General features: G+C 64.6%; 11 protein-coding genes. 5 read left to right on the top strand and 6 right to left on the bottom strand.

Annotated elements, in window-relative coordinates; translation table 11 throughout:
- Positions 1-12: 12 nt before the first annotated feature.
- The 6 genes from EXW71_RS22435 to EXW71_RS22410 are packed head-to-tail and all read right to left on the bottom strand — an operon-like array spanning position 13 to position 5,406.
- A complete protein-coding gene (locus tag EXW71_RS22435; protein WP_123718060.1) occupies positions 13-1,110 on the bottom strand; it encodes an FAD-binding oxidoreductase in 1,098 nt (365 codons plus the stop codon).
- Complete coding sequence (locus tag EXW71_RS22430) at positions 1,107-2,450, bottom strand: NAD(P)/FAD-dependent oxidoreductase (protein ID WP_134659570.1); 1,344 nt, start codon at positions 2,448-2,450, stop codon at positions 1,107-1,109. The genes EXW71_RS22435 and EXW71_RS22430 overlap by 4 nt, the downstream gene beginning before the upstream one ends.
- Entirely contained in the window at positions 2,447-2,737 is a 291-nt protein-coding gene (locus EXW71_RS22425; protein WP_134659572.1) for a (2Fe-2S)-binding protein, read from the bottom strand. The genes EXW71_RS22430 and EXW71_RS22425 overlap by 4 nt, the downstream gene beginning before the upstream one ends.
- Positions 2,737-3,531 carry an ABC transporter permease gene (locus EXW71_RS22420; RefSeq protein WP_134659574.1) on the bottom strand — a complete coding sequence of 265 codons (795 nt, stop codon included), beginning with the start codon at positions 3,529-3,531 and terminating at the stop codon, positions 2,737-2,739. Before EXW71_RS22420 ends, EXW71_RS22425 begins: the two co-directional genes overlap by 1 nt.
- 4 nt (positions 3,532-3,535) lie before the next feature.
- On the bottom strand, positions 3,536-4,381 hold the full coding sequence (locus EXW71_RS22415; protein WP_134659576.1) for an ABC transporter permease: 846 nt from the start codon (positions 4,379-4,381) through the stop codon (positions 3,536-3,538).
- Positions 4,378-5,406 carry an ABC transporter ATP-binding protein gene (locus tag EXW71_RS22410; RefSeq protein ID WP_134659578.1) on the bottom strand — a complete coding sequence of 343 codons (1,029 nt, stop codon included), beginning with the start codon at positions 5,404-5,406 and terminating at the stop codon, positions 4,378-4,380. Before EXW71_RS22410 ends, EXW71_RS22415 begins: the two co-directional genes overlap by 4 nt.
- 236 nt (positions 5,407-5,642) lie before the next feature.
- On the opposite strand from EXW71_RS22410, the gene EXW71_RS22405 reads away from it, so the two are divergent.
- The 5 genes from EXW71_RS22405 to EXW71_RS22385 all read left to right on the top strand — a co-directional run bounded on the left by EXW71_RS22405 (position 5,643) and on the right by EXW71_RS22385 (position 24,046).
- Positions 5,643-6,479 carry an IclR family transcriptional regulator gene (locus EXW71_RS22405; protein WP_134659580.1) on the top strand — a complete coding sequence of 279 codons (837 nt, stop codon included), beginning with the start codon at positions 5,643-5,645 and terminating at the stop codon, positions 6,477-6,479.
- Between the two features lie 101 nt (positions 6,480-6,580).
- On the top strand, positions 6,581-7,153 hold the full coding sequence (locus tag EXW71_RS22400; RefSeq protein WP_134659582.1) for a DUF2239 family protein: 573 nt from the start codon (positions 6,581-6,583) through the stop codon (positions 7,151-7,153).
- Positions 7,154-7,178: 25 nt separating this feature from the next.
- A complete protein-coding gene (locus EXW71_RS22395; protein WP_134659584.1) occupies positions 7,179-8,534 on the top strand; it encodes an MATE family efflux transporter in 1,356 nt (451 codons plus the stop codon).
- A gap of 40 nt (positions 8,535-8,574) precedes the next feature.
- Entirely contained in the window at positions 8,575-9,747 is a 1,173-nt protein-coding gene (locus EXW71_RS22390; protein WP_134659586.1) for an MFS transporter, read from the top strand.
- A gap of 262 nt (positions 9,748-10,009) precedes the next feature.
- Positions 10,010-24,046: a non-ribosomal peptide synthase/polyketide synthase gene (locus tag EXW71_RS22385; protein ID WP_134659588.1), complete on the top strand. Its 14,037-nt coding sequence runs from the start codon at positions 10,010-10,012 to the stop codon at positions 24,044-24,046.
- Positions 24,047-24,049: the final 3 nt, after the last annotated feature.

Raw genomic sequence — 24,049 nt, 5'->3', positions numbered from 1 at the left:
ATGTTTTTCCTCTCAGGCTTGGAAACGACGGATGGAAAACGCTGCGATGGGTTGGCGGCTGGCGCCTGTACAGACGATGTCCGCCAGGGCCTCACCGACCGCGGGGCCGAGCTGGAACCCGGCGCCGGCAAAGCCGAAACCGTGGAGCAGGCCAGGTTGGGTGCTGCTGGGACCGATCACCGGTTCATGATCGGGGAGGTAACCTTCGGTGCCGCTCCAGGTGCGAATGGCCTGCGCCCCCTCGAGAAACGGGTACAGCTCAGCGGCGTTGCGCAAAATGTCCAGCACCGCCGCCTGCCCGGGGCGTGCCGTCAGCGGGCCAAGGGCAAAGCCGCGTCCGCCGCCAAGGATGCAATTGCCGCGGGCAACCTGGCGCGCATAAATCCCGCCACCTTCAACACCGGTACTCACATTCATCACCACCGGCAGCGGTTCGGTCACCAGCATCGCCGGGTGCGCTGAAATGATCGGCACCGGCTCACCAAACTGCGTGGCGACGGTGCCGGCCCACGCGCCGGCGCAGTTCAGCAGCCAGGGCGCTTGCACGTGCAGGCCGTTGGCACAGCGCACCTGGAAACACTGCCCGTCATGCTCGACTTGAATCACTTCGGCCTGCTCGTAGACCGTTGCGCCCAGGCGTTGCGCGGCACGGGCGAACGCCGGCGACACCAGGCGGGGATTGGCGTGGCCGTCCTCAGGGCACAGCGACGCACCGACCGCGATGTCGCCCACCCACGGGAACCTGGCGCGCAGCTCAGCGTAATCGAGCAGTTGCAAGCCCAGGCCAAATCCCCGTGTGTGTTCTGCATAAGCCTGCAACGCGGCAAAATCCGCCTGACTGCGGGCCAGTTTCAGGTGCCCGGAGCGCACGTACTCGCCATCGATGCCGATCAACCCCGGCAAGTCGGCCCATAGCTGATGGGCGCGTTGCGACAGCGGCAACTGGTGCAAAGGCCGCCCCTGGCGCCGGACGCCGCCATAGTTGACGCCGCTGGAATGGGAGCCGCAAAAATCCCGTTCCACCAACGCCACACGCTGACCTCGCTGCGCGAGCATAAGCGCCGCCGAGGCGCCGACAATGCCTCCCCCCAGCACGATGACGTCGATCATGGTTGCACCTGCACGCCGAACGGCAGGGGTTTGATCGGTGCCTGGCCGCGCAGCCGCCCGACATCCTCGATGCCTCGGCCGCTGCGTTCGGCAATGATTTCCGCCGCGGCCAACCCGCACATGCGGCCCTGGCAGCGGCCCATGCCGACGCGACAATGGGCCTTGACCCGGTTGATCTCCCAGTGGCCTTCGTCGACCACCGCACGCACGTCGCCGACGCTGACTTCCTCGCAACGGCACAGGATCAACGCATCTGGCGCTTGCGCCGCCCACTGTTGCGGGAAGGGGAAAGCGGTTTCCAGGCCCTGACGAAAGCGCTGGATGCCCGCCAACTGCTGCTCCAGCCATGCGGGGCGACGATGATCGATGGCGATCCCCGAATCTTCCAGTACCGCCAGCGCGGCCCGCTCGCCGGCCAGGTGTGCAGCCTCCGCGCCCATGATTCCGGCGCCGTCGCCGGCCAGGTACACCCCATTGGCACTGCTGCGCCCGGCGCTGTCCCGTTGCGGCAACCAAGCACGGTTCAAGGCATTCCAGGCAAACTCGCAGCCGAGCAGGTCCGCCAGTTGTGTTTCGCTGCGCAACGCATGGGCGAAGGCCACGGCATCACAGGCCAGGGTCCGGTCGGCCCAACGGATGGCGCTGACCCGTTGTTCACCGTCAATCTGCTTGAGCGTCACACCCTGATGCACGGCAACCCCATGGGCCGTGAGCCAGGCGCGGTAGTACAAGCCTTTGGCCAATGTCAGCGGTTGCCCGAGCAGCGCCGGCAACGCCCGGCATTGGGCGCTGAAAGGCGCGCTGTCGAGCACCGCCACCACGTTGGCCCCGGCTTTGGCGTATTGATACGCCACCAGATACAGCAACGGCCCACTGCCGCAAAACGCCACGCGCTCACCGATGGCACAGCCTTGATACTTCAGGGCAACCTGCGCTGCGCCGAGGCTATAGACCCCAGGCAGGGTCCAGCCCGGCACCGGCAGGATACGGTCGGTGGCGCCGGTGGCGACGATGATCCGCGAATACCCAAGGCTTTCGGCGCGGCCGTGGTTGAGCAGGTCCAGGCGACCGTCCTCGGCATTCCACACCAGGGTTTCGGGCCGGTAGTCGAGCAGCGGCGCCAACTCATCCATCGTGCGGTGAACCGCCTGCGCCTTGCCCGCTTCAAAACCGTAGAGCTGCTTGGCCGTGCGCTGAAAATTCGCCGGTTGCCGGCGATAAATCTGCCCGCCGCCACGCAGGCTTTCATCGATCAGGCAAGGTTTGATGCCATGGTCAAGCAGGGTGCGCGCCGCGCTGATCCCCGCCGGGCCTGCGCCCACAATCACCACCGGCTTCATGGCCGACGCCCCGGGTCGCGGCTGATGGCCTGGCCTTCTTCCAGCAGGGTCGAGCAAGCCCGCACGCGACGCCCGTCCTCCAGCCGCACCCAGCAATCCTGGCACGCGCCCATCAGGCAGAACCCGGCGCGGCGCTCGGCGCTAAAGTCGCTGCCACGCAGGTGGTCGGCGCAGGTCAGTATGGCGGTGAGCAGGGTGTCGCCAAGCAAGCCCGTGGCCGGTTGCCCGTCAAGGGTAAAGGCCAGGGCAGGGCGCTTGGTTTCGGCCAATCGTTTGAACAGCGGCATCAGTGTTTCCCCACCAGCACGCGGTCCAGGCCGTAGACCCGGTCCAGCACAATCATGGTGGCCGCGGTCAACGCAATCACCAGCGCCGACACCGCCGCCATCATCGGGTCGATGGATTCGGTGGCATACACGTACATGCGCACCGGCAGCGTTTGCGTGGCCGGTGAGCTGACGAAGATCGACAGCGTCACTTCATCGAAACTGTTGATGAACGCCAGCAGCCAGCCGCCGGCCACGCCGGGCAGGATCATTGGCAGGGTGATCTGGCGAAACAGCGTAAAGCGTCCGGCGCCGAGGGACTCGGCCGCCTGCTCGGCACTGCGATCAATGCCGATGGCCGCCGCCAATACCAGGCGCAGCACATACGGTGTGATGATCACCACGTGCGCCAGCATCAGCCAGGTGAAGCTGCCGTTGACGCCCATCAGCGCAAACAGGCGCAGCATCGCCACCCCCAGTACCAGGTGCGGAATGATGATTGGCGACAGGAACAGCGCACTGAAGAGGTTGCGCCCCGGGAACTGATAACGGCCGATCGCCAAGGCGGCGGGCACCGCCACCAGCGTGGCCAGGGTGGCCGCGGTAAATGCCAGGACCAGGCTGTTATAGAACGCCTGGATGAAGTCCGCACGTTCGAACACCGCACGAAACCAACGCAGGGAAAACCCCGACGTGGGCAGGCTCAAGGTGTTTTCCGGGGTGAAGGCCACCAGGCACACCACCACCAGCGGCGCCATCATGAACAGCACCACCAGGCTGTGAAAGCCCAGGGCCAAAGGACCGTTTCTGGACATGCGCTTAAACCCCCAGGGACTTTTTGTAGCGGCTTTCGACCATGCGGTTCCAGCTCAGCATGATCAGCAGGTTGACCAACAGCAGCACCACCGCGATGGTCGCGCCCATGGGCCAGTTGAGTTCCGAGAGGTACTGGTCGTACACCACGGTGGCGACCATTTTCAGGCGGCGTCCGCCCAGCAGGCCGGGAATGGCGAACGAGCTGGCGGCCAGGCCGAATACGATCAAGGTGCCGGACAACACGCCGGGCATCACCTGCGGTAAGACGATCTTGCGCATCACCGTGGCCTGGCTTGCTCCCAGCGATAAAGCGGCCTGTTCCGCCGACGGGTCGAGTTTTTGCAGGGAGGTCCACACCGGAATGATCATGAACGGCAACATCACGTGCACCAGCGCGATGATCACGGCAAACGGCGTGTACAGCAGCTTCATCGGGCGTCCGCCCAGGGCCTGGATCACTTGATTGACCAGGCCATCGGCGCCCAGCAGCAAACTCCAGCCGAAGGCCCGCACCACCACCGAGATCAACAACGGGGTGAGGATCAGGATCAGGAACACCGAGCGCCACGGTGTGCCCATGCGGCTGAGGATGTACGCCTCGGGCACGCCAATGACCACGCACAGCAACGTCACCAGGGCGCTGATCCAGAAGGTGCGCCAGAAGATTTCGTAGAAATACGCATCGCGCAGCAGCGACAGGTAATGGGTAAAGGTCCACTCATCGGCCTTTACGCCTGCCTGATAGTCGAACACGTTGAACGACAACACCAACGTCAAGCCCAGCGGCAGCACCAACAGCCCGAAAAACAGGAGCAAGGCCGGCAACGACAATAGGTAGCCCCGGCTCATGGGTGTACCTCATCCGCCGCCAATACGCGCAACAACTCGGCTTGCCATTGCAGGCCCACTGCCGCGCCACGGTCCAGTGGCGCGCTGCCGTCGTTGCTGCAGACCACGGTGATTTCGCCGAGGGAGGTATGGACGCGGTACAGCCATTGGCTGCCGAAAAAGTAGCGGTCGAGCACTGCGCCTTGCAGGCGACCGAGGCCGGCGTTTACCAGCTGGATTTTCTCCGGGCGCAGGCTCAGGGTCAGTTCGCCGCTGCCGCCTTCCTGGCGCACTTGTGGGTTGCCGAGCGGGTCGTAGTCGCCGGCCAACAGGTTGGCCTTGCCGACGAAGTCCGAGATGAACCGGGTGCGTGGGTGTTCATAGAGTGTGTAAGGCGCATCGATCTGGGTCACGCGCCCGGCCTGCATGACGACCACGCGATCGCTGATCGACAGCGCCTCGGCCTGATCGTGGGTGACCATCAAGGTAGTGATGCCCACGGCGCACTGGATGCGGCGAATCTCAAATTGCATTTCTTCGCGCAGGTTGGCGTCGAGGTTGGACAGCGGCTCGTCCAACAGCAACACCGGCGGCTCGATCACCAACGCCCGCGCCAGGGCCACACGTTGACGCTGGCCGCCGGACAACTCGCGCGGATAGCGCTCGGCATGCTGAGCCAGGCGCACCAACTCCAGCACGCCGTTGACTTTGCTGGCGATTTCGCTGGCCGGCACTTTGCGCATCTTCAGGCCGAAGGCGACGTTGTCGCGCACGCTCATGTGCGGGAACAGCGCATAACTCTGGAACACCACACCCAGGCCGCGACTGGCGGGCTTGGCGTGGGTAATGTCGCGACCGTCGAGCAGGATCTGCCCGCCGCTTACGTCCACGAAGCCGGCGATCATTTGCAAGGTAGTGGTCTTGCCGCAACCCGAGGGGCCGAGCAGGGAAACGAATTCGCCTTTTTCCACCGCAAGGTCGGTCGCGACCACTGCGTCGACAGCGCCATAACGTTTGCTCAAGGCGTTGAGTTGGAGAAATGCCATAGTGCGTTCCACCTTTTTGAGTCGCGTCCAGACGCGCTTTTTTTGTTTTGGGCAGATGCGAAAGAAGTGTCGCGGGTGCGTTGGCGCTCGATCTCAAGTCGGCTGCCGGTTGTTGTTCATTTCGCCCCTGTGGACGCAGATTAGGACGAAGACGAGGAAGGGTGGAAGACAGAATTTCACTGAGTGGACTATTATTTTCAATTTTATTCGTTGATCGGAATTTTGAAGGTTTGGTTATGGTTGATAGTTCCACTGAGCGGAATATGGATAGCAAGGCAGTTGGCGCAGGCGGTGTGTCCCGCCTGTTCGCGCTACTGCGCGCCCTGGGTACGGTGCCGGAGGGCGGCGAACGCGTGACCCAACTGGCGCAGCAGGTGGGCCTGTCCCAACCCACCACCCACCGATTGCTGCGCAGCCTGATGGACGAGGGCATGGTCGAGCAGGACGCGCGCAGCAAACGCTACCGCCTGAGCCTGGAGTTCTTCGCCCTGGCGGCGAATGCGGGCAAGACCGGCAACCTGCGTGACTTGGTGCGGCCGAGTCTGCTGCGTCTGAGCGCATCCTTGGGCGACTCGCTGTTTTTGCTGGCACGCAGCGGGTTTGATGCGATCTGCCTTGACCGCAGCGAAGGTCCCTACCCGATCCGCACCTTCACCGGCGATATCGGCGGGCGTGTAGCGTTAGGCGTGGGGCAGGGCAGCCTGGCGATCCTGGCGTTCCTGCCGGAGGAGGAGCGCGAAACGGTGATCCGCTACAACTTGCCGCGACTCAAGGACTTTCATCTGTACGACGAAGTGTTGTTGCGTTCGGAGGTGGAGAACGTGCGCAACCTCGGTTATGCGGCACGCAATACCGGGGTACTGGAAGGGATGGCCGGTTTGGCCGTGCCTATCCTCAACCGCGATGGGCACGCGGTGGCCGCGTTGAGCGTGGCAACCATCAGTGACCGGCTGGGGCCGAGCCGATTGCCGATGGTGGTGGAATTGTTGAAACGCGAAGCGGCGGCGATCGGGCCGCGGATCAACCCGTTTGATCCGACATTGCGCAGGCCCTCACAGGCTTTCGGTGGCTAGGACCGGCAAGGCATCCAGATATTTCCCGATAAAGCCTTGCGTACGCAAAAGATTTGACTAATATGACCCGGGTAAAACAAATAAAGCCCGGGTAATAATCCATGTCGATGCAAAACGCACCCCTGTGCACCGTCTTCGTTCGGCATCAGCGCATAGCCTCCGGTTCTTATGCCGAAGTGGCCGACGCCTTATCGAGCCTTGATCTGCCGGCCGGCAGCTTCCTGGCCTTTGATGATGCCACCGGTACTCAGGTCGACTACCCCTGGCCGGCGGGTTACACACCGGTGCAGCCGGCGCCGACAGACGCCGATGAGGCGCCGCCCGCGACCCCTTCGGTGGGGCGCCCGAAGCTGGGCGTGGTCGCGCGGGAGGTCACCTTGTTGCCGCGTCATTGGGAATGGCTCGGCCAGCAACGGGGTGGTGCGTCGGCAGCGTTGCGGCGGTTGGTGGATGAAGCGCGCAATGTTCATGCATCCCGTGATCAAATGCGCCAGGCCAAGGAAGCCAGTTATCGTTTCATGAGTGCCATCGGCGGTGACCTGCCAGGTTTCGAAGACGCCTCGCGGGCGCTGTTTGCCCAGGACGCCTCTGACTTTTCCAACAAAATCGCGCATTGGCCGGCGGACGTGCGGACATACCTGGCCTGGCTATCTCGCAATGCCTTCGCTGCCTAACCCTCATTCAGGGATTCGAACCTCCATGGAAGTCACTCCAAAACGGCCGTTGTGGCAGATCTACCTGTTGTTTCTGGCCCCGATGGTACTGTCCAACTTTTTGCAGAGCTTTTCCGGCACCCTCAACGGTATCTATGTCGGGCAACTGCTCGGCACCCAGGCGTTGGCAGCCGTGTCGGGGATGTTTCCCATCGTGTTTTTCTTTATCGCCCTGGTGATCGGCCTGGGGGCGGGGGCTTCGGTGCTGATCGGCCAGGCATGGGGCGCCGGGGAAACCGGGCTGGTCAAGGTGATTACCGGCGCCACCCTGACCCTGGGCGCGCTGGTGGGGTTGGTCGCGGCCGTGCTGGGTGGCCTGTTCGCGCGCCCGGCCTTGCAGGCGTTGGGCACGCCGGTCGATGTACTGGATGATGCCGTGGCGTATGCCCAGGTGATGATGCTGATCATGCCGCTGTTGCTGGTCTTCATCCTCTACACCCAGTTGTTGCGTGGCGTCAGTGACACCCTCTCGCCGTTGCTCGCGCTGATGGTGTCGACTCTGGTTGGCCTGCTGCTGACTCCGGCGCTGATCCGCGGTTGGGTCGGCCTGCCGCCCATGGGTACCCAGAGCGGGGCGTATGCGGGCCTGGTGGGTAATGCCTTGGCGATGGCGTTTCTGATTCTGCGCCTGCGGCATAAAAACCACGTGATGGCGCCGGATCGTGAGTTGCTGGGGGCTTTGCGCCTCGATCGTGTCATCCTCGGTAAGGTCCTGCGCATCGGCCTGCCCACCGGCTTGCAGATGGTGGTGCTGTCGTTGTCGGAGCTGGTCATTCTGGCCCTGGTCAACGGGCACGGCTCCCAGGCCACGGCGGCCTATGGCGCGGTGACGCAGATCGTCAACTATGTGCAGTTCCCGGCATTGTCGATTGCCATCACGGCCTCGATTCTTGGCGCGCAGGCCATCGGCGCCGGGCGCCTGGAACGCATCGGGCCGATTCTGCGCACCGGGCTGTTGATCAACACCTGCCTGACCGGTGGCTTGATCGTGCTCGGCTACCTGCTGTCCCATTGGCTGTTGGGGCTGTTCATCACCGACGAAGTCGCCCGGGTCAGGGCCGAACACCTGCTGCACATCATGTTGTGGAGTGTGTTGGTCTTCGGTTTCCAGGCGGTGATCGGCGGGATCATGCGCGCCAGCGGCGTGGTGCTGATGCCGGTGGCCATCTCGATCTTCTGTGTGCTGTGCGTTGAGTTGCCGATGGCGTACCTGTTCAATGCGCATTTCGGCCTGGAAGGGGTGTGGATGGCGTTTCCGGTGACGTACCTGGCGATGCTGGCGTTGCAGACCGCCTATTACCGGCTGGTGTGGCGGCACAAGCAGATCAAGCGCCTGGTGTGATAAAAGCGTGCGCACATTCGGGCAATCAAGACGTTGAGCAATGGCAAATCCCTACGCTGAGTTATTCCAGGCACCCGGTTCGCGCGCTTTTGTATTAGCGGGGATGCTGGCGCGCATGCCGGTCTCCATGACCGGTATCGGCCTGATCACGCTGCTCTCGCAGGTGCACGGCGGCTATGGCCTGGCGGGTTCGGTAGCGGCGGTGTTTGCCTTGGCCACGGCAGTGTGCGCGCCGCAGGTGTCACGGCTGGTTGACCGTTACGGCCAGGGCAGGGTGCTGCCGATTGCGGCGTGGGTCGGTGGTGGGGCCTTGCTGATGTTGCTGCTGTGCACTTACGTGCAAGCGCCGAACTGGACGCTGTTCGTGTTCGCCGCCTTCGCCGGCTGCATGCCCAACATGTCGGCCATGGTGCGGGCGCGCTGGACCGCGTTGTATCGCGGCCAACCCAGGCTGCAAACCGCATTTGCGCTGGAGTCGGTGCTGGATGAGGTGTGCTTTATCATCGGCCCGCCGATATCGGTGGGCTTGTGCGTGGTGTTGTTCCCGCAGGCCGGACCGTTGGTGGCTGCGCTGTTGCTGGCGGTGGGTGTCACCACCTTTGTGTTGCAACGCGAAACCGAGCCACCCGTGCACGAACACCACGGCCATCACGGCCGCTGGCTGATTGCCTCGCCCTCGGTGCTGATCCTGATGGTCCTGTTGCTGGCCATGGGAGTGATCGTGGGCGTGGTGGATGTGGTCAGCGTGGCCTTTGCCCAGCACCAGGGCCAGCCGGCTGCGGCGAGTATCGTGCTGTCGGTATACGCCATCGGTTCATGCCTGGCGGGGTTGGCTTTCGGCACCCTCAAGCGCAAGGCGCCGCTGCCCCGGCAGTTCCTGATCTGCGGCGTGGCCACGGCGTTGACGACCTTACCGTTGCTGCTGGTGACCAACATTCCAGGGCTGGCCGTGGCGGTCTTTGTCTCCGGGTTGTTCTTCGCCCCGACCCTGATCGTGTCCATGGCACTGGTGGAGCAGATCGTCCCGCCGAGCCGTTTGACCGAGGGCATGACCTGGCTGATCACCGGCCTGAGCATCGGTGTGGCCATCGGTGCCGCCAGCTCCGGCTGGATGATCGACCACTTTGGCGCCGCCAGCGGGTTCTGGGTGGCGTTGGGGGCGGGCGCCGTGGTGCTGGGGGCGGCGGTGTTGGGGTATCGGCGGCTGGGCTGATGGTTCCCCGTGCGCGGACCTGCTGTGCTCCTTGTATTTCCTGCAATCTGACCGCGACCATTCAGTGACCTGGCGACCCTCATCCCACGCCGGGCTTTTTACTCGCCACATCAACGGCGTACTGGTTTTTTGGCCGACCGTTCCCGGTCGCTGCATTCCGGCGGATACCCGCCCCATCCCCCGCTAATTTTTCCCTTTCCGGTTCGTTTTATAGGGACGACGTGCCTTTGTGCTTCCCGCCTATTGCTCCGGACTCCAAGAAATGAATGCTGAAGACTCCTTGAAACTTGCTCGCCGGTTTATCGGGCTGCCCCTGGAAAAACGCCAATTGTTCCTGCAAGCCTTGCAGAAAGAAGGCGTGGACTTTTCCCGGTTTCCGATTCCGGCGGGGGTGGAAGTGGAGGATCGCCAGGCGCTGTCCTACGCCCAGCAGCGCATGTGGTTTCTCTGGCAGTTGGACCCTGCAAGTGCTGCCTACAACCTGCCTGGCGCCGTCCGGCTGAAGGGCGACCTGAATGTGCACGCCATGGAGCAAGCCTTCGCCAGCCTTGTTGCACGCCATGAAACCTTGCGCACAGTGTTCCAGCGCCAGGCAGATGATCGCCTGGAGCAAGTCGCTAAGCTGCCGTCGCTGGCCATAGAGCGTCTGGATCTCAGTGCATTGCCGCTTGACGCGCGCGAGCAAGCCGTCCAAGACGCGGCCACCCGCCAATCGCTGCTGGCGTTCGACCTGGAAAACGGCCCGCTACTGCGCGTGCAGCTGCTCAAGCTCGACGAGCAGGAGCATGTGTTGCTGCTGACCTTGCACCATATCGTCTCCGATGGCTGGTCGATGAACGTATTGATCGACGAGTTCATCCGTTGCTACGACGCCCATGAGCGCAACGAAACCCCGCAATTGCCGGCGTTGCCCATCCAGTACAGCGACTACGCCTTGTGGCAGCGCCGCTGGCTGGAAGCGGGGGAGCAGGCGCGCCAGTTGAACTACTGGCAGGCGCGCCTGGGTGACGAGCATCCGGTACTCGAACTGCCCACCGATCGCCCGCGTCCGGCCATGCCCAGTTATCGGGGCACCCGCCATAATTTCGCGATTGACCCGGCACTGGCCGCGCAACTGCGCAGTTGCGCGCAAACCCATAACGTCACCCTGTTTATGCTGCTGCTCGGCGCGTTCAACGTGTTGTTGCATCGCTACACAGGGCAGGGCGATATTCGCGTCGGCGTGCCCATCGCCAATCGCAACCGCACCGAAGTCGAAGGGCTGATCGGCTTCTTCGTCAACACCCAGGTGCTGCGCACTGAACTGACCGGGCAAACCCGCATTGCCGAGTTGCTGCAAGGCATCAAGGAGCACGCCCTCGGTGCCCAGGCCCATCAGGAATTGCCGTTCGAGCGTCTGGTGGAGGCCTTGAAAGTCGAGCGCAGCCTCAGCCACACGCCGCTGTTCCAGGTGATGTACAACCACCAGCCGCAGGTGGCGGATATCGCCGCCGTCAGCACCGCCTCCGGTCTGGAACTGGCCCTGGTGGAGTGGCAAGGGCGCACCACCCAGTTTGACCTGACCCTCGACACCTTTGAAAAGTCCGGCACCCTGCATGCCGCGCTGACGTACGCCAACGACCTGTTCGATGCGCCCACCATCGAGCGCATGGCGCGTCACTGGATCAGCCTGCTGCACGCCATGGTCGCCGATGGCGAGCAACGCGTCGGTGAACTGCCGATGCTGGCTGCCGACGAGCATCAGGTGCTGGTGAGCGAGTGGAATCAGACCGCCCAGGCGTACCCGACCGAGCGCGGCATTCACCAGTTGATCGAGGACCAGGCACAGCGCACGCCGCACGCCCCGGCGCTGCAATTCGGCGCAAGCACCCTCAGCTACGCCCAGCTCGACGCTCGCGCCAACCAACTGGCCCATGCCTTGCGCGAGCGGGGCGTCGGCCCGGATGTGCTGGTCGGGATCTGCGTCGAGCGTTCCATCGAGATGGTGGTGGGGCTGCTGGCCATCCTCAAGGCGGGCGGTGCCTATGTGCCGCTGGACCCTGAGTACCCGCAGGATCGCCTGGCCTACATGATCGAAGACAGCGGCATCACCTTGCTGCTCAGCCAGCACAGCCTGCTGCCGATGCTACCCGCCGCAGGTACCCAGGTGATTGCCCTGGATCAGGCCGCCGGCTGGCTCGACGGCTACAGCACCGAACCGCTGGCCGTGACTGTCCAGGCGTTGAACCTGGCCTATGTGATCTACACCTCCGGCTCCACCGGCAAGCCCAAGGGTGCCGGCAACAGCCATCGTGCCCTGGTCAACCGCTTGTGCTGGATGCAACAGGCCTACGGTTTGGATGCCGGCGACGCGGTCTTGCAGAAAACCCCGTTCAGCTTCGACGTCTCGGTATGGGAATTCTTCTGGCCGCTGATGACCGGCGCGCGCCTGGTGGTCGCCGCTCCGGGGGAGCACCGCGAGCCGGCGCGCTTGATCGAAACCATCGGCCGCTACGCCATCACCACCTTGCATTTCGTGCCCTCGATGCTCCAGGCCTTCATCCATGAGCCGGGTGTGCGCGCCTGCACGGGCCTCAAGCGCATTGTGTGCAGCGGTGAGGCCTTGCCGCTGGATGCGCAACTACAGGTTTTCGCCAAGTTGCCGGGTGTGGGGTTGTACAACCTCTACGGCCCGACCGAAGCCGCCATCGACGTGACGCACTGGACCTGCGTCGACGAAGGCGCCGACAGCGTGCCCATCGGCCGTCCGATCGCCAACCTGGCCACGTACGTGCTCGATGCCCAGCTCAACCCGGTGCCTGCCGGCGTCTCGGGTGAGCTTTACCTGGGGGGCACGGGCCTGGCGCGCAGTTACCATCGTCGCCCGGCGCTGACGGCCGAGCGGTTTGTACCGAGCCCGTTCCTGTGCGGCGAGCGCTTGTACCGCACTGGCGACCGGGTGCGCCAGCGTGGCGACGGTGTGATCGAATACCTCGGTCGCCTCGATCACCAGGTGAAACTGCGCGGCCTGCGCATTGAGCTGGGCGAAATCGAGACGCGCCTGATGCTGCACCCTTCGGTGCGTGAGGCCGTGGTGCTGGTGCAGGGCGGCAAACAGTTGGTCGCCTACCTGGTGCACGCAAACGATGAACCCGCCGACCTCAAGGCCTGGCTGCTCGGCAGCCTGCCGGAATACATGGTGCCGACGCACCTGATTGCGCTGGCCAAACTGCCGGTGACCGCCAACGGCAAGCTGGATCGCAAGGCCTTGCCGCTGCCGGATGCCACGCCGCAACAGGCGTTCATTGCCCCGCAAAGCGAGCTGCAAAAAGCCTTGGCGGCGATTTGGGGCGATGTGCTGGGGCTGGACCGGGTCGGCCTGGACGACAACTTCTTCGAGCTGGGCGGCGATTCGATCATCTCCATCCAGGTGGTCAGCCGTGCACGCCAGGCGGGGATTCGCCTCAGCCCGCGTGACGTGTTCCAGTACCAGAGTGTGCGCAGCCTGGCGTTGATCGCGACCTTCGAGCAGGCCAGCGCGATTGACCAAGGCCCGGTCAGCGGCGAAGTGATCTTGACCCCGGTGCAGCAGAGCTTTTTCGCCCAGGCGATTGCGGCGCGTCACCACTGGAACCAATCGTTGCTGCTGACCCCGCGTGAGGCGCTGGAGCCTGCACGCCTGGAAGCCGCGCTGACACAAGTGATCAACCATCACGATGCGCTGCGCCTGCGTTTTGTGCAGCACGCCGACGGCTGGCAGCAGACCTATGCGGCGCCTGTCGGCGCAACTGCTGTGTGGCAGTGCCAGGCCAATGACCACACTGAACTGGCCGCATTGTGTGAAGAAGCCCAGCGCAGTCTCGACCTTGCCCAGGGGCCGTTGCTGCGTGCCGCCCTGGTCACCGTCGGCGATGGCAGCCAGCGCCTGTTGCTGGTGGTGCACCATCTGGTGGTGGACGGCGTGTCCTGGCGCATCCTGCTGGAAGACTTGCAACAGGCTTACCGCGACGCGCCACTGCCGGCCAAGACCAGTGCTTTCCAGCAGTGGGCGCAGCAGTTGCAAGCGCATGCACAGCGCCTGGATGCGCAGCTGCCGTACTGGCAGGCGCAGGCCATGGATACCGAGCTGCCGTGCGACAACCCCCACGGCGGCCTGCAGAATCGCCTGGGCAGCAAAATTGAAATCCGCCTGAATGTCGAATACACCCGCCAGTTGCTGCAAGAAGCGCCGGCGGCTTACCGCACCCAGGTCAATGACCTGTTGCTGACGGCCCTGGCCCGCGTGGTCGGCCGCTGGAGCGACCAGCCCGCTGCGCTGATCCAGCTGGAAGGGCATGGTCGTGAAGACCTGTTCGACGGTGTCGACCTGACGCGCACCGTCGGCTGGTTCACCAGCCTGTTCCCGGTGCGTTTGCAGGCGGAGGGTGAGCTGGCGAGCGCGATCAAGTCGGTCAAGGAACAACTGCGTGCGGTGCCCGACAAGGGGCTGGGCTACGGCCTGCTGCGCTACCTCGGTGCGCCTGAGGCGCGCGAATCCCTGGCGGGGCTGGGCGCGCCGCGTATCACCTTCAACTATCTGGGGCAGTTCGACCGCCAGTTCAATGCGTCCGCGCTGTTTGTACCGGCCACCGAGGGCAGCGGCCAGGCCCAGGACCCCGAGGCCCCGCTGGCCAACTGGCTGACGGTGGAAGGGCAGGTGTACGGCGGTGAGCTGGCGTTGCAGTGGGGCTTCAGTCGCGACATGTTCCACGCCGCGACCATCCAGCGCCTGGCGGATGACTACGCTACGGAACTCAAAGCTTTGATCGAGCACTGCTGCGCCACGCCGGCAGGGCAGGTCACGCCGTCGGACTTCCCGCTGGCAGGCGTGACCCAGCAGCAACTGGACGCGTTGCCGGTCGCCGGGCCGACCATCGCCGACCTCTATCCGTTGTCGCCCATGCAGCAGGGCATGCTGTTCCATACCTTGTACGAGCCTCAAGGGCAGGCTTACATCAATCAACTGTGCCTGGACATCGAAGGCCTGGACCTGCTGACGTTCGGCCGCGCCTGGCAGGCGGTGCTGGACCGTCATGACATCCTGCGCAGCAGCTTCCATTGGCAGGGCCTGGACAGCGCCCACCAAGTGATCCAGCGCCAGGTCGACTTGCAGTTGCAGGTGATTGAAGACGCCGATGCCGACTTCAACGCGCTGGCCGCCGCCGAGCGCGAACGCGGCTTCGAGCTGAGCAGCGCGCCGCTGTTTCGTCTGATGCTGGTACGCGGCGTGGGCACGGCCTGGCACCTGATCTTCACCAGCCATCACATCCTTATGGATGGCTGGAGTAACGCTCAGTTGCTCAGCGAAGTCATCGCCCTCTACGCCGGCCAGGCGTTGCCCGCGCCATTGGGGCAGTTCCGTGATTACCTGGGCTGGCTGCAGCAGCAGGCGTCGGGCGAGGCGTTCTGGAAGGCCGCCCTGGCACCCTTGCAAAGCCCAACCCTGCTGGCCGATGCGCTGCGTGCGCCGGTCGACGGCGTGGGCATGGCTGACCATCACGTGGCACTCGGCAGCGCATTCACCCAGCAACTCGGCGCCTGTGCCCGCCAGCACAAAGTTACCCTCAACACGCTGTTGCAAGGGGCCTGGAGTCTCCTGCTGCAACGCTACACCGGTCAGGTGTGCGTGGCGTTCGGTGCCACCGTGGCCGGGCGCTCGGCGCCGTTGCCGGGGATCGAACAGCAACTGGGCCTGTTCATCAACACCTTGCCGATCATCAGTGCGGCATCACCGGCGCAGCCGGTTGCCGACTGGCTCGGCGAGCTGCAAGCGCTGAACCTCAGACTGCGTGATCATGAGCATGTGCCGCTCTACGACATCCAGGGCTGGGTCGGTCAACAAGGCGCCGCGCTGTTTGACACCTTGCTGGTGTTTGAAAACTTCCCGGTGGCCGAAGCCTTGAAACAAGGCGCGCCTGCCGGCCTGAGCTTCGGCACGTTGCACAACCATGAACGCACTCATTACCCGCTGACCCTGGGCATCGAACTGGGTGCCAGCCTGCGCCTGGAATTCAGCTATGACCGTGCGCGTTTCAGCGAGGCGCAAGTCGCACGCTTGAGCGCCAACCTGCAGCACGTACTGACGCAAATGGTTGCCGATGCCCAGGCGCCGCTCGGCAACCTGCAACTGCTGGACGCCGCCGCACAGCGCGACGTGCTTGCATCCAGTCAATCCGCCGTCGCGGCCCGCCAGTCCACGCTGGTGCATGCGCGCATCGCCGCTCAAGCCCAGGCCACACCGCATGCCTTGGCGGTGCAGGCGGGGGACGCGCGCTTGAGCTATGCCCAACTCAACGAGCGCGCCAACCGCCTGGCCCATCGTCTGCTGGAACTGGGCGCAGGTCCGGGCCGGCGTGTTGGGCTGGCTGCGCGGCGTGGCCCGCAGTTGATCGTCAGCCTGCTGGCGGTGCTCAAGAGCGGTGCGGCCTACGTACCGCTGGACCCGAACTACCCGAACGAGCGTCTGGCCTACATGCTGGCCGACAGTCGCCTCGACCTGTTGCTCAGCGAAACCGGGCTGCTCAATGATCTGCCGTTGCCCCAAGGTCTGGCTCGCCTGGCGTTCACTGCAAGCGGCGACGAGTGCGCCGGCTACCCTGCGAGCGATCCGCTCAACCGGGCAACGGCGGCTGACTTGGCCTACGTGATCTACACCTCCGGCTCGACCGGCCAGCCCAAGGGCGTGGCCATCGACCACGCGGCCCTCGGTCAGTTCTGCGACAGCGCCGAAGGCTACAGCCGCCTGACTGCCGAGGATCGCGTGCTGCAATTTGCCACCTTCAGCTTCGACGGCTTTGTCGAGCAGTGCTACCCGCCGCTGTGTGTCGGCGCGGCGCTGATCATGCGCGGCGATGAACTGTGGGATGCCGGCCAACTGGCGCGGGAAATCGTCGGGCAGGGCGTGACCCTGGCTGACTTACCGGCGGCCTACTGGTACTTGCTGGCCAAGGAGTGCGCCGTCGACCGTCGCCCACTGGGTAAGCTGCGCCAGGTGCATGTGGGCGGGGAAGCCATGTCGGTGGAAGGGCTGCGTGCCTGGCATGCGGCGGGGCTGGGCGACGTGCGCCTGGTCAACACCTACGGGCCGACCGAAGCCACCGTGGTTTCCAGTGTGCATGACTGCCAACCGGCCGATGCCAGCGATGTGTTCGGTGTGCCGATTGGACGGGCAATTGAGGGGCGTTCGCTGTATGTGCTCGACAGCGGTTTCCAATTGCTGGCCACCGATGGCGTGGGCGAGCTGTGCATCGGCGCCGAAGCCGGGCTGGCCCAAGGTTACTTCGACCGCCCGGCGCTGACCGCCGAACGCTTCCTGCCGGATCCGTTTTCCACCGTGCCCGGTGCGCGGCTTTATCGCAGTGGCGACCTGGCCCGTTACAACGCGGCCGGGGCCCTGGAGTACGTCGGGCGAATCGACCATCAAGTGAAAATTCGCGGTTTTCGTATCGAAATCGGCGAAATCGAAGCCAGCCTGCAAGCCTTGCCCCAGGTGCGTGAAGCGGCGGTGATCGCTCAGCCGAGTGCAACCGGCGCGCAATTGGTGGCGTACGTGGTCGCCGCCCGGGAGCAGACGCTGGACACGCAGGCCCTGGCAAGCACCCTGCGCCAGTCCCTGCCGGACTACATGGTGCCGGCCCATTGGCAGGTGCTGGATGCCTTGCCCCTGAACAACAACGGCAAACTCGACCGACGCGCACTGCCGGCGCCGGACCTGAACCTGGCGCGAAACGCCTATGTGGCCCCCCAAAGTGCCCTGCACATTCAACTGGCGGCGATCTGGCAGGCCGTGCTGCAGGTTGAGCAGGTAGGGCTCAATGACCACTTCTTCGAGCGTGGCGGTCATTCGCTGCTGGCGACCCAAGTGGTTTCCCGGGTACGCCACGCGCTGAAGTTGGAAGTGCCTTTGCGCACGCTGTTCGAACAGCCGACCCTGGCAGCGTTCGCAGCGGCGTGCGCAGCGTTGCAAGCCGACGCCACGCCAGCGCTGGTGGCCGTGCCGCGGGACCGGCCGCTGGCCTTGTCCTTTGCCCAGGAGCGCCAATGGTTCCTCTGGCAACTGGACCCGGCCAGCGCCGCGTATCACGTGCCCAGCGCCTTGCATCTGCGCGGCCCGCTGGACATCGCGGCGCTGGAGTTGGCCTTTGACGCCCTGGTGCAACGCCATGAACCTTTGCGCACCACCTTTGCAGAGGAGGGTGAACAAACCTGGCAGGTGATTCACCCTGACCTGACGATTTCTATCGATCACCAACAGGTCGACGCTGCGAAAGTCGAACGCGCGGTATCCGCGGAAATCCAGCGTCCATTCGACTTGCGCAACGGCCCGCTGATGCGCGTCAAGCTGCTGGCCATCGCGGCCGATCACCATGTGCTGGTGATCACCCAGCATCACATCATCTCCGACGGCTGGTCGATGCAAGTCATGGTCGACGAGCTGGTGGCGCTCTACCAGGGCCAGGCTGCGCTGCCGGCGTTGCCGTTCCAGTACGCCGACTATGCGGTGTGGCAGCGCGACTGGATGGCGGCGGGTGAAACCCAGCGCCAGCTGCATTACTGGCGTGAACGCCTGGGCACTGAGCAAGATGTGCTGGAACTGCCCCTGGACCACCCGCGCCCTGCACAGCAAAGCCATCGCGGCGCCCGGCACACCCTGCACCTGGACAGTGCGCTGGTGAAAGAGCTCAAGGCCCTGGCCCGACGCCAGGACGTGACCTTGTTCGTGTTGCTGCTGGCGTCGTTCCAGACCCTGTTGCATCGCTACAGCGGCCAGTCGCAGATCCGCGTCGGGGTGCCGATTGCCAACCGTAATCGCCTGGAAACCGAGCGACTGATCGGCTTTTTCGTCAACACCCAAGTGCTGCAAGCCGACCTCAGCGGGGACATGCCCTTTGACCAGTTGCTGGCCCAGGTCAAGCATCGCGCCCTGGAGGCCCAGGCCCATCAGGACTTGCCGTTCGAACAGTTGGTGGAAGCGCTGCAACCGGAGCGCAGCCTGAGCCACAACCCGCTGTTCCAAGTGATGTTCAACCACCAGGACAGCCTGCGCCCAGGCCAGCTGCATTTGCCCGGCCTGGCGCTGCAGCCGGTGGATTGGGCGGCTCACACCACCCAGTTCGACCTGAACCTGGAAACCGAAGAATCGGCCGACGGTGTGTGGGCGTCGTTGACCTACGCCACCGATCTGTTCGAACCGGCGACCGTGGAGCGCCTGGCCGGGCATTGGCAAAACCTGCTGCGCGCCGTGGTGCGTGATGCGTGCGTGGCCGTGGATGAGCTGCCGATGCTCGGCGCGCCGCAATGGCAGCAACTGGTGAGTGACTGGAACCACAGCGACACCCCTTACCCATGCGGGCGCGGTGTACATCAGCTGTTCGAAGCCCAGGCGCAGGCCCGGCCGGACGCGGTGGCCGTGCAGTTCAACGAGCACGCCCTGAGCTATGGCGAACTCAATCGGCGCGCCAATCGTCTGGCTCACCGCCTGATCGCCGCGGGCGTCGGCCCGGATGTGCTGGTGGCCGTGCATGTCGAGCGCTCGGCGGACATGATCGTCAGCCTGCTGGCCACGCTCAAGGCCGGTGGCGCCTACGTGCCGCTCGACCCGCAATTCCCGGCGGAGCGACTGGCCTTCATGCTTGAAGACAGCCGCGCCCGCGTGCTGTTGACCCAGGCGCACCTGCTCGGGCAACTGGCGCAACCGCAGGGGCTGCAGGTGCTGCGGGTGGATGACGTCGATGGCGCCGAACACAACCCCCAGGTCAATGTTTTGCCGGAGCACCTGGCTTACGTGATCTACACCTCCGGTTCCACGGGCAAGCCCAAGGGCGTGATGGTGCGTCACCAGGCGCTGTGCAGCTTTACCAGCGGCATGGCCGACACCCTGCACATCGACGCGGATGCGCGGGTGCTGTCGCTCACCACGTTCTCGTTCGACATCTTTGCCCTGGAGCTCTACGTACCGCTGACGGTCGGCGCCACGCTGTTGTTGAGCGGCCAGGAAATGGCCCTCGACCCGGAGGCTATTCTCGACCTGGCCCAGCAACAATCCGCCAGTGTCCTGCAAGCCACCCCATCGACCTGGCGCATGCTGCTCGACAGCCCGCGGGCCGAGCTGTTGCGTGGCATCCAATGCCTGTGTGGCGGCGAGGCTCTGCCCACGGACCTGGCCCAGCGCCTGCTCGACCTGCAAGGGCCGGTGTGGAACCTCTATGGCCCGACGGAAACCACCATCTGGTCGGCTGCCCACCGCCTGTTGGAGGCGCAGCCTTTTGTCGGGCGACCGATCGCCAATACCGCGCTGTTTATTCTGAATGCCGGCATGACCCCGTGCCCGGTGGGCGCCCCGGGTGAATTGCTGATCGCCGGCGTGGGTTTGGCGCGCGGTTACCACGAGCGCCCGGCACTGACGGCGGAACGCTTCGTACCCAACCCCTTCGGCGCCCCGGGCGAACGCCTGTATCGCACCGGCGACCTGGCGCGTTACCGCGTCGACGGTGTGGTGGAGTACATCGGCCGGGTCGACCACCAGGTCAAGGTGCGCGGTTTCCGCATCGAGCTGGGCGAGATCGAGGCCTGCCTGCGTGAACACCACGGCGTGCGTGAGGCCGTGGTGCTTGCCGATAACGACCGCTTGATTGCCTACCTGGTGAGTTCGGCGCCCGACACGCAGGAGGCGTACAAAGCCGCTTTGCGCGAGCGCCTGCCGGATTACATGGTGCCCGCGCACCTGCTGATGCTCGACAGCTTGCCTTTGACCCCCAATGGCAAACTCGACCGCAAGGCACTGCCCAAACCGGACGCGAGCCTGTCGCTCAAACGCCATGTGGCGCCGGTCAGCCCACGGGAGCAGTTGGTCGCGGCGATCTGGGCCGAGGTGTTGGACGTGCCGCAAGTCGGCCTCGACGATCACTTCTTCGAACTGGGCGGGCATTCACTGCTGGCCACGCGGGTGGTGTCGCGGGTGCGTCAGGCGCTGGCCCTGGAAGTTGCGCTCAAGACCCTGTTCGAACACCCCTTGCTGGGTGACTTCGTGCGTGCCCTGGGCGAAGAGGGCGTAGCCGCGCCGGCGCTGCTCAAGGCCGACCGCACGCAACCCTTGCCGCTGTCGTATGCCCAGGAGCGCCAATGGTTCCTCTGGCAACTGGACCCCCACAGCCAGGCGTACCACATCCCCAGCGCGTTGCGTTTGCACGGCCCACTGGACCTGGATGCGCTGCAACGCAGTTTCGACGCCTTGCTGGCCCGTCACGAAAGCCTGCGTACCCATTTGCGCCAGGACACCGGCGGCACGGTGCAGGTCATTGAAGCGTCCGGCGTGATCGACATTGCCCTGGCCGACACGGCCTATGCCGACCTCAAGGCCCGGGTCGCCGAGGAGGTCGCACGCCCGTTCGACCTGCTGCGCGGGCCATTGCTGCGGGTCAGCTTGTTGCGTCTGGCCGAGGACGATCACGTGTTGGTGCTGGTGCAGCACCACATCGTCTCCGATGGCTGGTCGATGCAACTGATGGTCGAGGAGCTGGTGCAGTCGTACGCCGCCTTCAGCCACGGTGAGCTGCCGAACCTGCCGGCGTTGCCGATCCAGTACGCCGACTATGCCGTGTGGCAGCGCAACTGGATGGAGGCCGGGGAAAAGGCGCGTCAACTGGCTTACTGGCGTGAGCAATTGGGCGGTGAACAACCGGTACTGGAATTGCCGTTCGACCACCAGCGCCCGGCGGTGCCGAGCCATCGCGGTGCACGTTTGGGCATCGAGCTGGCGCCTGACTTATTGGCCGGGTTGCGTACGTTGGCGCAAAACGCCGGGGTGACGTTGCCGATGGTCTTGCTGGCGTCCTACCAGGCGCTGCTGCACCGCTACAGCGGCCAGGAAGATGTGCGCGTCGGTGTGCCGATCGCCAACCGCAACCGCCTGGAAACCGAGGGCTTGATCGGCTTCTTCGTCAATACCCAAGTGCTCAAGGCCGATATCCACGGGCCAATGAGCGTGGAGCAATTGCTCGCCCAGGTGCGCCAACGCTCGCTGCAGGCCCAGGCCCATCAGGACCTGCCGTTCGAGCAATTGGTGGAAGCGCTGCAACCGGAGCGCAGCCTGAGTCTGAGCCCGTTGTTCCAGGTACTGTTCAACCACCGCGTCACATCGGCTGACAGCCATTTGCAACGACTGGCCGACTTGCATGTCGAGGTATTGAGTTGGGATGAAGGCGTCGCGCAGTTCGACCTGGCGCTGGACGTAGAGGAAAGCCGCGAGGCGTTGCGCGCATCCCTGAGTTACGCCACCGACCTGTTTGCGCCTGCCACCATCGAGCGCATGGCCGGGCACTGGCAAAACCTGTTGCAGGCGATGGTTGCCGATCCACAGCAGCCCATCGCCCAGTTGAATCTGCTGGGTCAAGCGGAGCGACAGCACATTCTGCAACTGTGGAATTGCACCGACTCCGGCTTCTCGTCCGAGCGCCTGGTGCATGAAATGTTCGCCGACCGTGCCCGGGAAAACCCCGAGGCGGTGGCGGTGAAGTTCGATGCGCACACCCTGAGCTACGGCGAGCTCGACCGCCAGGCCAACCGCTTGGCCCATGCGCTGATCGCCCGTGGCGTCGGCCCGGAAGTGCGCGTGGCCATCGCCATGCCGCGCAGTGCCGAGATCATGGTGGCTTTCCTGGCGGTGCTCAAGGCCGGTGGCGTGTATGTGCCCCTGGACATTGAGTACCCGCGCGACCGCCTGCTGTACATGATGCAGGACAGCCGTGCGCAACTGCTGCTGAGCCATACCGTGGCGTTGCAGCAACTGCCGGTTCCCGAGGGCCTGGATACCCTGGCGATTGATCGCCCCGAGGACTGGGCCGACCACAGCGACAGCGCGCCGCAGGTGACGCTGGACGGCGACAATCTGGCCTACGTGATCTACACCTCCGGTTCCACCGGCTTGCCCAAGGGGGTGGCGGTGTCCCACGGCCCGCTGGTGGCGCACATCATTGCCACCGGCGAGCGCTATGAAACCGGCCCGGCTGATTGCGAATTGCACTTCATGTCCTTCGCCTTCGACGGATCCCACGAAGGCTGGATGCACCCGCTGATCAATGGCGCCAGCGTGTTGATCCGCGACGACAGCCTGTGGCTGCCGGAATACACCTACGAGCAGATGCACCGGCACCAGGTGACCATGGCGGTGTTCCCGCCGGTGTACCTGCAACAACTGGCCGAGCATGCCGAACGTGACGGCAACCCACCGGCGGTGCGCGTGTATTGCTTCGGCGGTGATGCGGTGGCGCAGGCCAGTTATGACCTGGCCTGGCGCGCACTGCGCCCGACCTACCTGTTCAATGGCTATGGGCCGACGGAAACCGTGGTCACGCCGCTGCTGTGGAAAGCCCGCCAGGGCGACCCGTGCGGTGCGGTCTATGCACCGATCGGCACGCTGTTGGGCAACCGCAGCGGCTACGTGCTCGACGCGCAATTGAACCTGCAGCCCGTCGGTGTGGCCGGCGAGTTGTACCTGGGCGGCGAGGGCGTGGCGCGGGGTTACCTGGAGCGCCCGGCGTTGACCGCCGAGCGCTTCGTGCCGGACCCGTTCGGCAAGCCCGGCAGCCGCGTGTACCGCAGCGGCGACCTCACGCGTGGGCGCCCGGATGGCGTAGTGGATTACCTGGGGCGTGTCGACCACCAGGTGAAAATCCGTGGTTTCCGTATCGAACTGGGCGAAATCGAAGCGCGCCTGCGTGAACAGGCCAGCGTGGGTGAAACCGTGGTGGTGGCCCAGGAAGGTCCGACCGGCAAGCAGCTGGTGGCATATGTGGTGCCGGCCGATGCCGGCCTGGCCGATCAGGCGGAATTCCGCGACACCCTGCGTCGCGCCCTGAAAGCCCGCCTGCCGGATTACATGGTGCCCGCGCACTTCATGTTCCTGGCGCAGATGCCCCTGACCCCCAACGGCAAACTCGACCGCAAGGGCTTGCCCGAGCCGGATGCGAGCTTATTGCAACAGCGGTACGTGGCCCCTGAAAGCGAACTGGAACAGCAGATCGCCGCGATCTGGGCCGAGGTGCTGCGCCTGCCGCAAGTGGGCTTGAACGACAACTTCTTTGAAGTCGGCGGTCACTCCTTGCTGGCGATCCAGATCACCTCGAGGGTGCAGGCTGAACTGGGCCTGGAGGTGCCGCTGGTGGAGCTGTTCCAGACCGAATCGCTGCGCACCTACGTACAGGCCGCAGCCACCTTCCGCGCCGGCAGCGCGGAAGATTTTGATGATCTTCGTGACTTTTTGAGCGAACTAGAGGCGATTTGAACC

The organism is Pseudomonas sp. BCA17 (assembly GCF_004519405.1).
In the GTDB taxonomy this organism is placed as follows: domain Bacteria; phylum Pseudomonadota; class Gammaproteobacteria; order Pseudomonadales; family Pseudomonadaceae; genus Aquipseudomonas.
Note: the sequence above shows the minus strand (reverse complement) of the source record. Positions and strands in the feature narration are given on the sequence as shown.

Excerpts from the sequence above, each read along its gene's own strand:
- EXW71_RS22390 (WP_134659586.1), top strand. The coding sequence starts at position 8,575 with ATGGCAAATCCCTACGCTGAGTTATTCCAGGCACCCGGTTCGCGCGCT.
- EXW71_RS22425 (WP_134659572.1), bottom strand. The coding sequence starts at position 2,737 with ATGCCGCTGTTCAAACGATTGGCCGAAACCAAGCGCCCTGCCCTGGCC.
- EXW71_RS22410 (WP_134659578.1), bottom strand. The coding sequence starts at position 5,406 with ATGGCATTTCTCCAACTCAACGCCTTGAGCAAACGTTATGGCGCTGTC.
- EXW71_RS22435 (WP_123718060.1), bottom strand. The coding sequence starts at position 1,110 with ATGATCGACGTCATCGTGCTGGGGGGAGGCATTGTCGGCGCCTCGGCG.
- EXW71_RS22400 (WP_134659582.1), top strand. The coding sequence starts at position 6,581 with ATGTCGATGCAAAACGCACCCCTGTGCACCGTCTTCGTTCGGCATCAG.
- EXW71_RS22415 (WP_134659576.1), bottom strand. The coding sequence starts at position 4,381 with ATGAGCCGGGGCTACCTATTGTCGTTGCCGGCCTTGCTCCTGTTTTTC.
- EXW71_RS22420 (WP_134659574.1), bottom strand. The coding sequence starts at position 3,531 with ATGTCCAGAAACGGTCCTTTGGCCCTGGGCTTTCACAGCCTGGTGGTG.
- EXW71_RS22430 (WP_134659570.1), bottom strand. The coding sequence starts at position 2,450 with ATGAAGCCGGTGGTGATTGTGGGCGCAGGCCCGGCGGGGATCAGCGCG.
- EXW71_RS22385 (WP_134659588.1), top strand. The coding sequence starts at position 10,010 with ATGAATGCTGAAGACTCCTTGAAACTTGCTCGCCGGTTTATCGGGCTG.
- EXW71_RS22405 (WP_134659580.1), top strand. The coding sequence starts at position 5,643 with ATGGTTGATAGTTCCACTGAGCGGAATATGGATAGCAAGGCAGTTGGC.
- EXW71_RS22395 (WP_134659584.1), top strand. The coding sequence starts at position 7,179 with ATGGAAGTCACTCCAAAACGGCCGTTGTGGCAGATCTACCTGTTGTTT.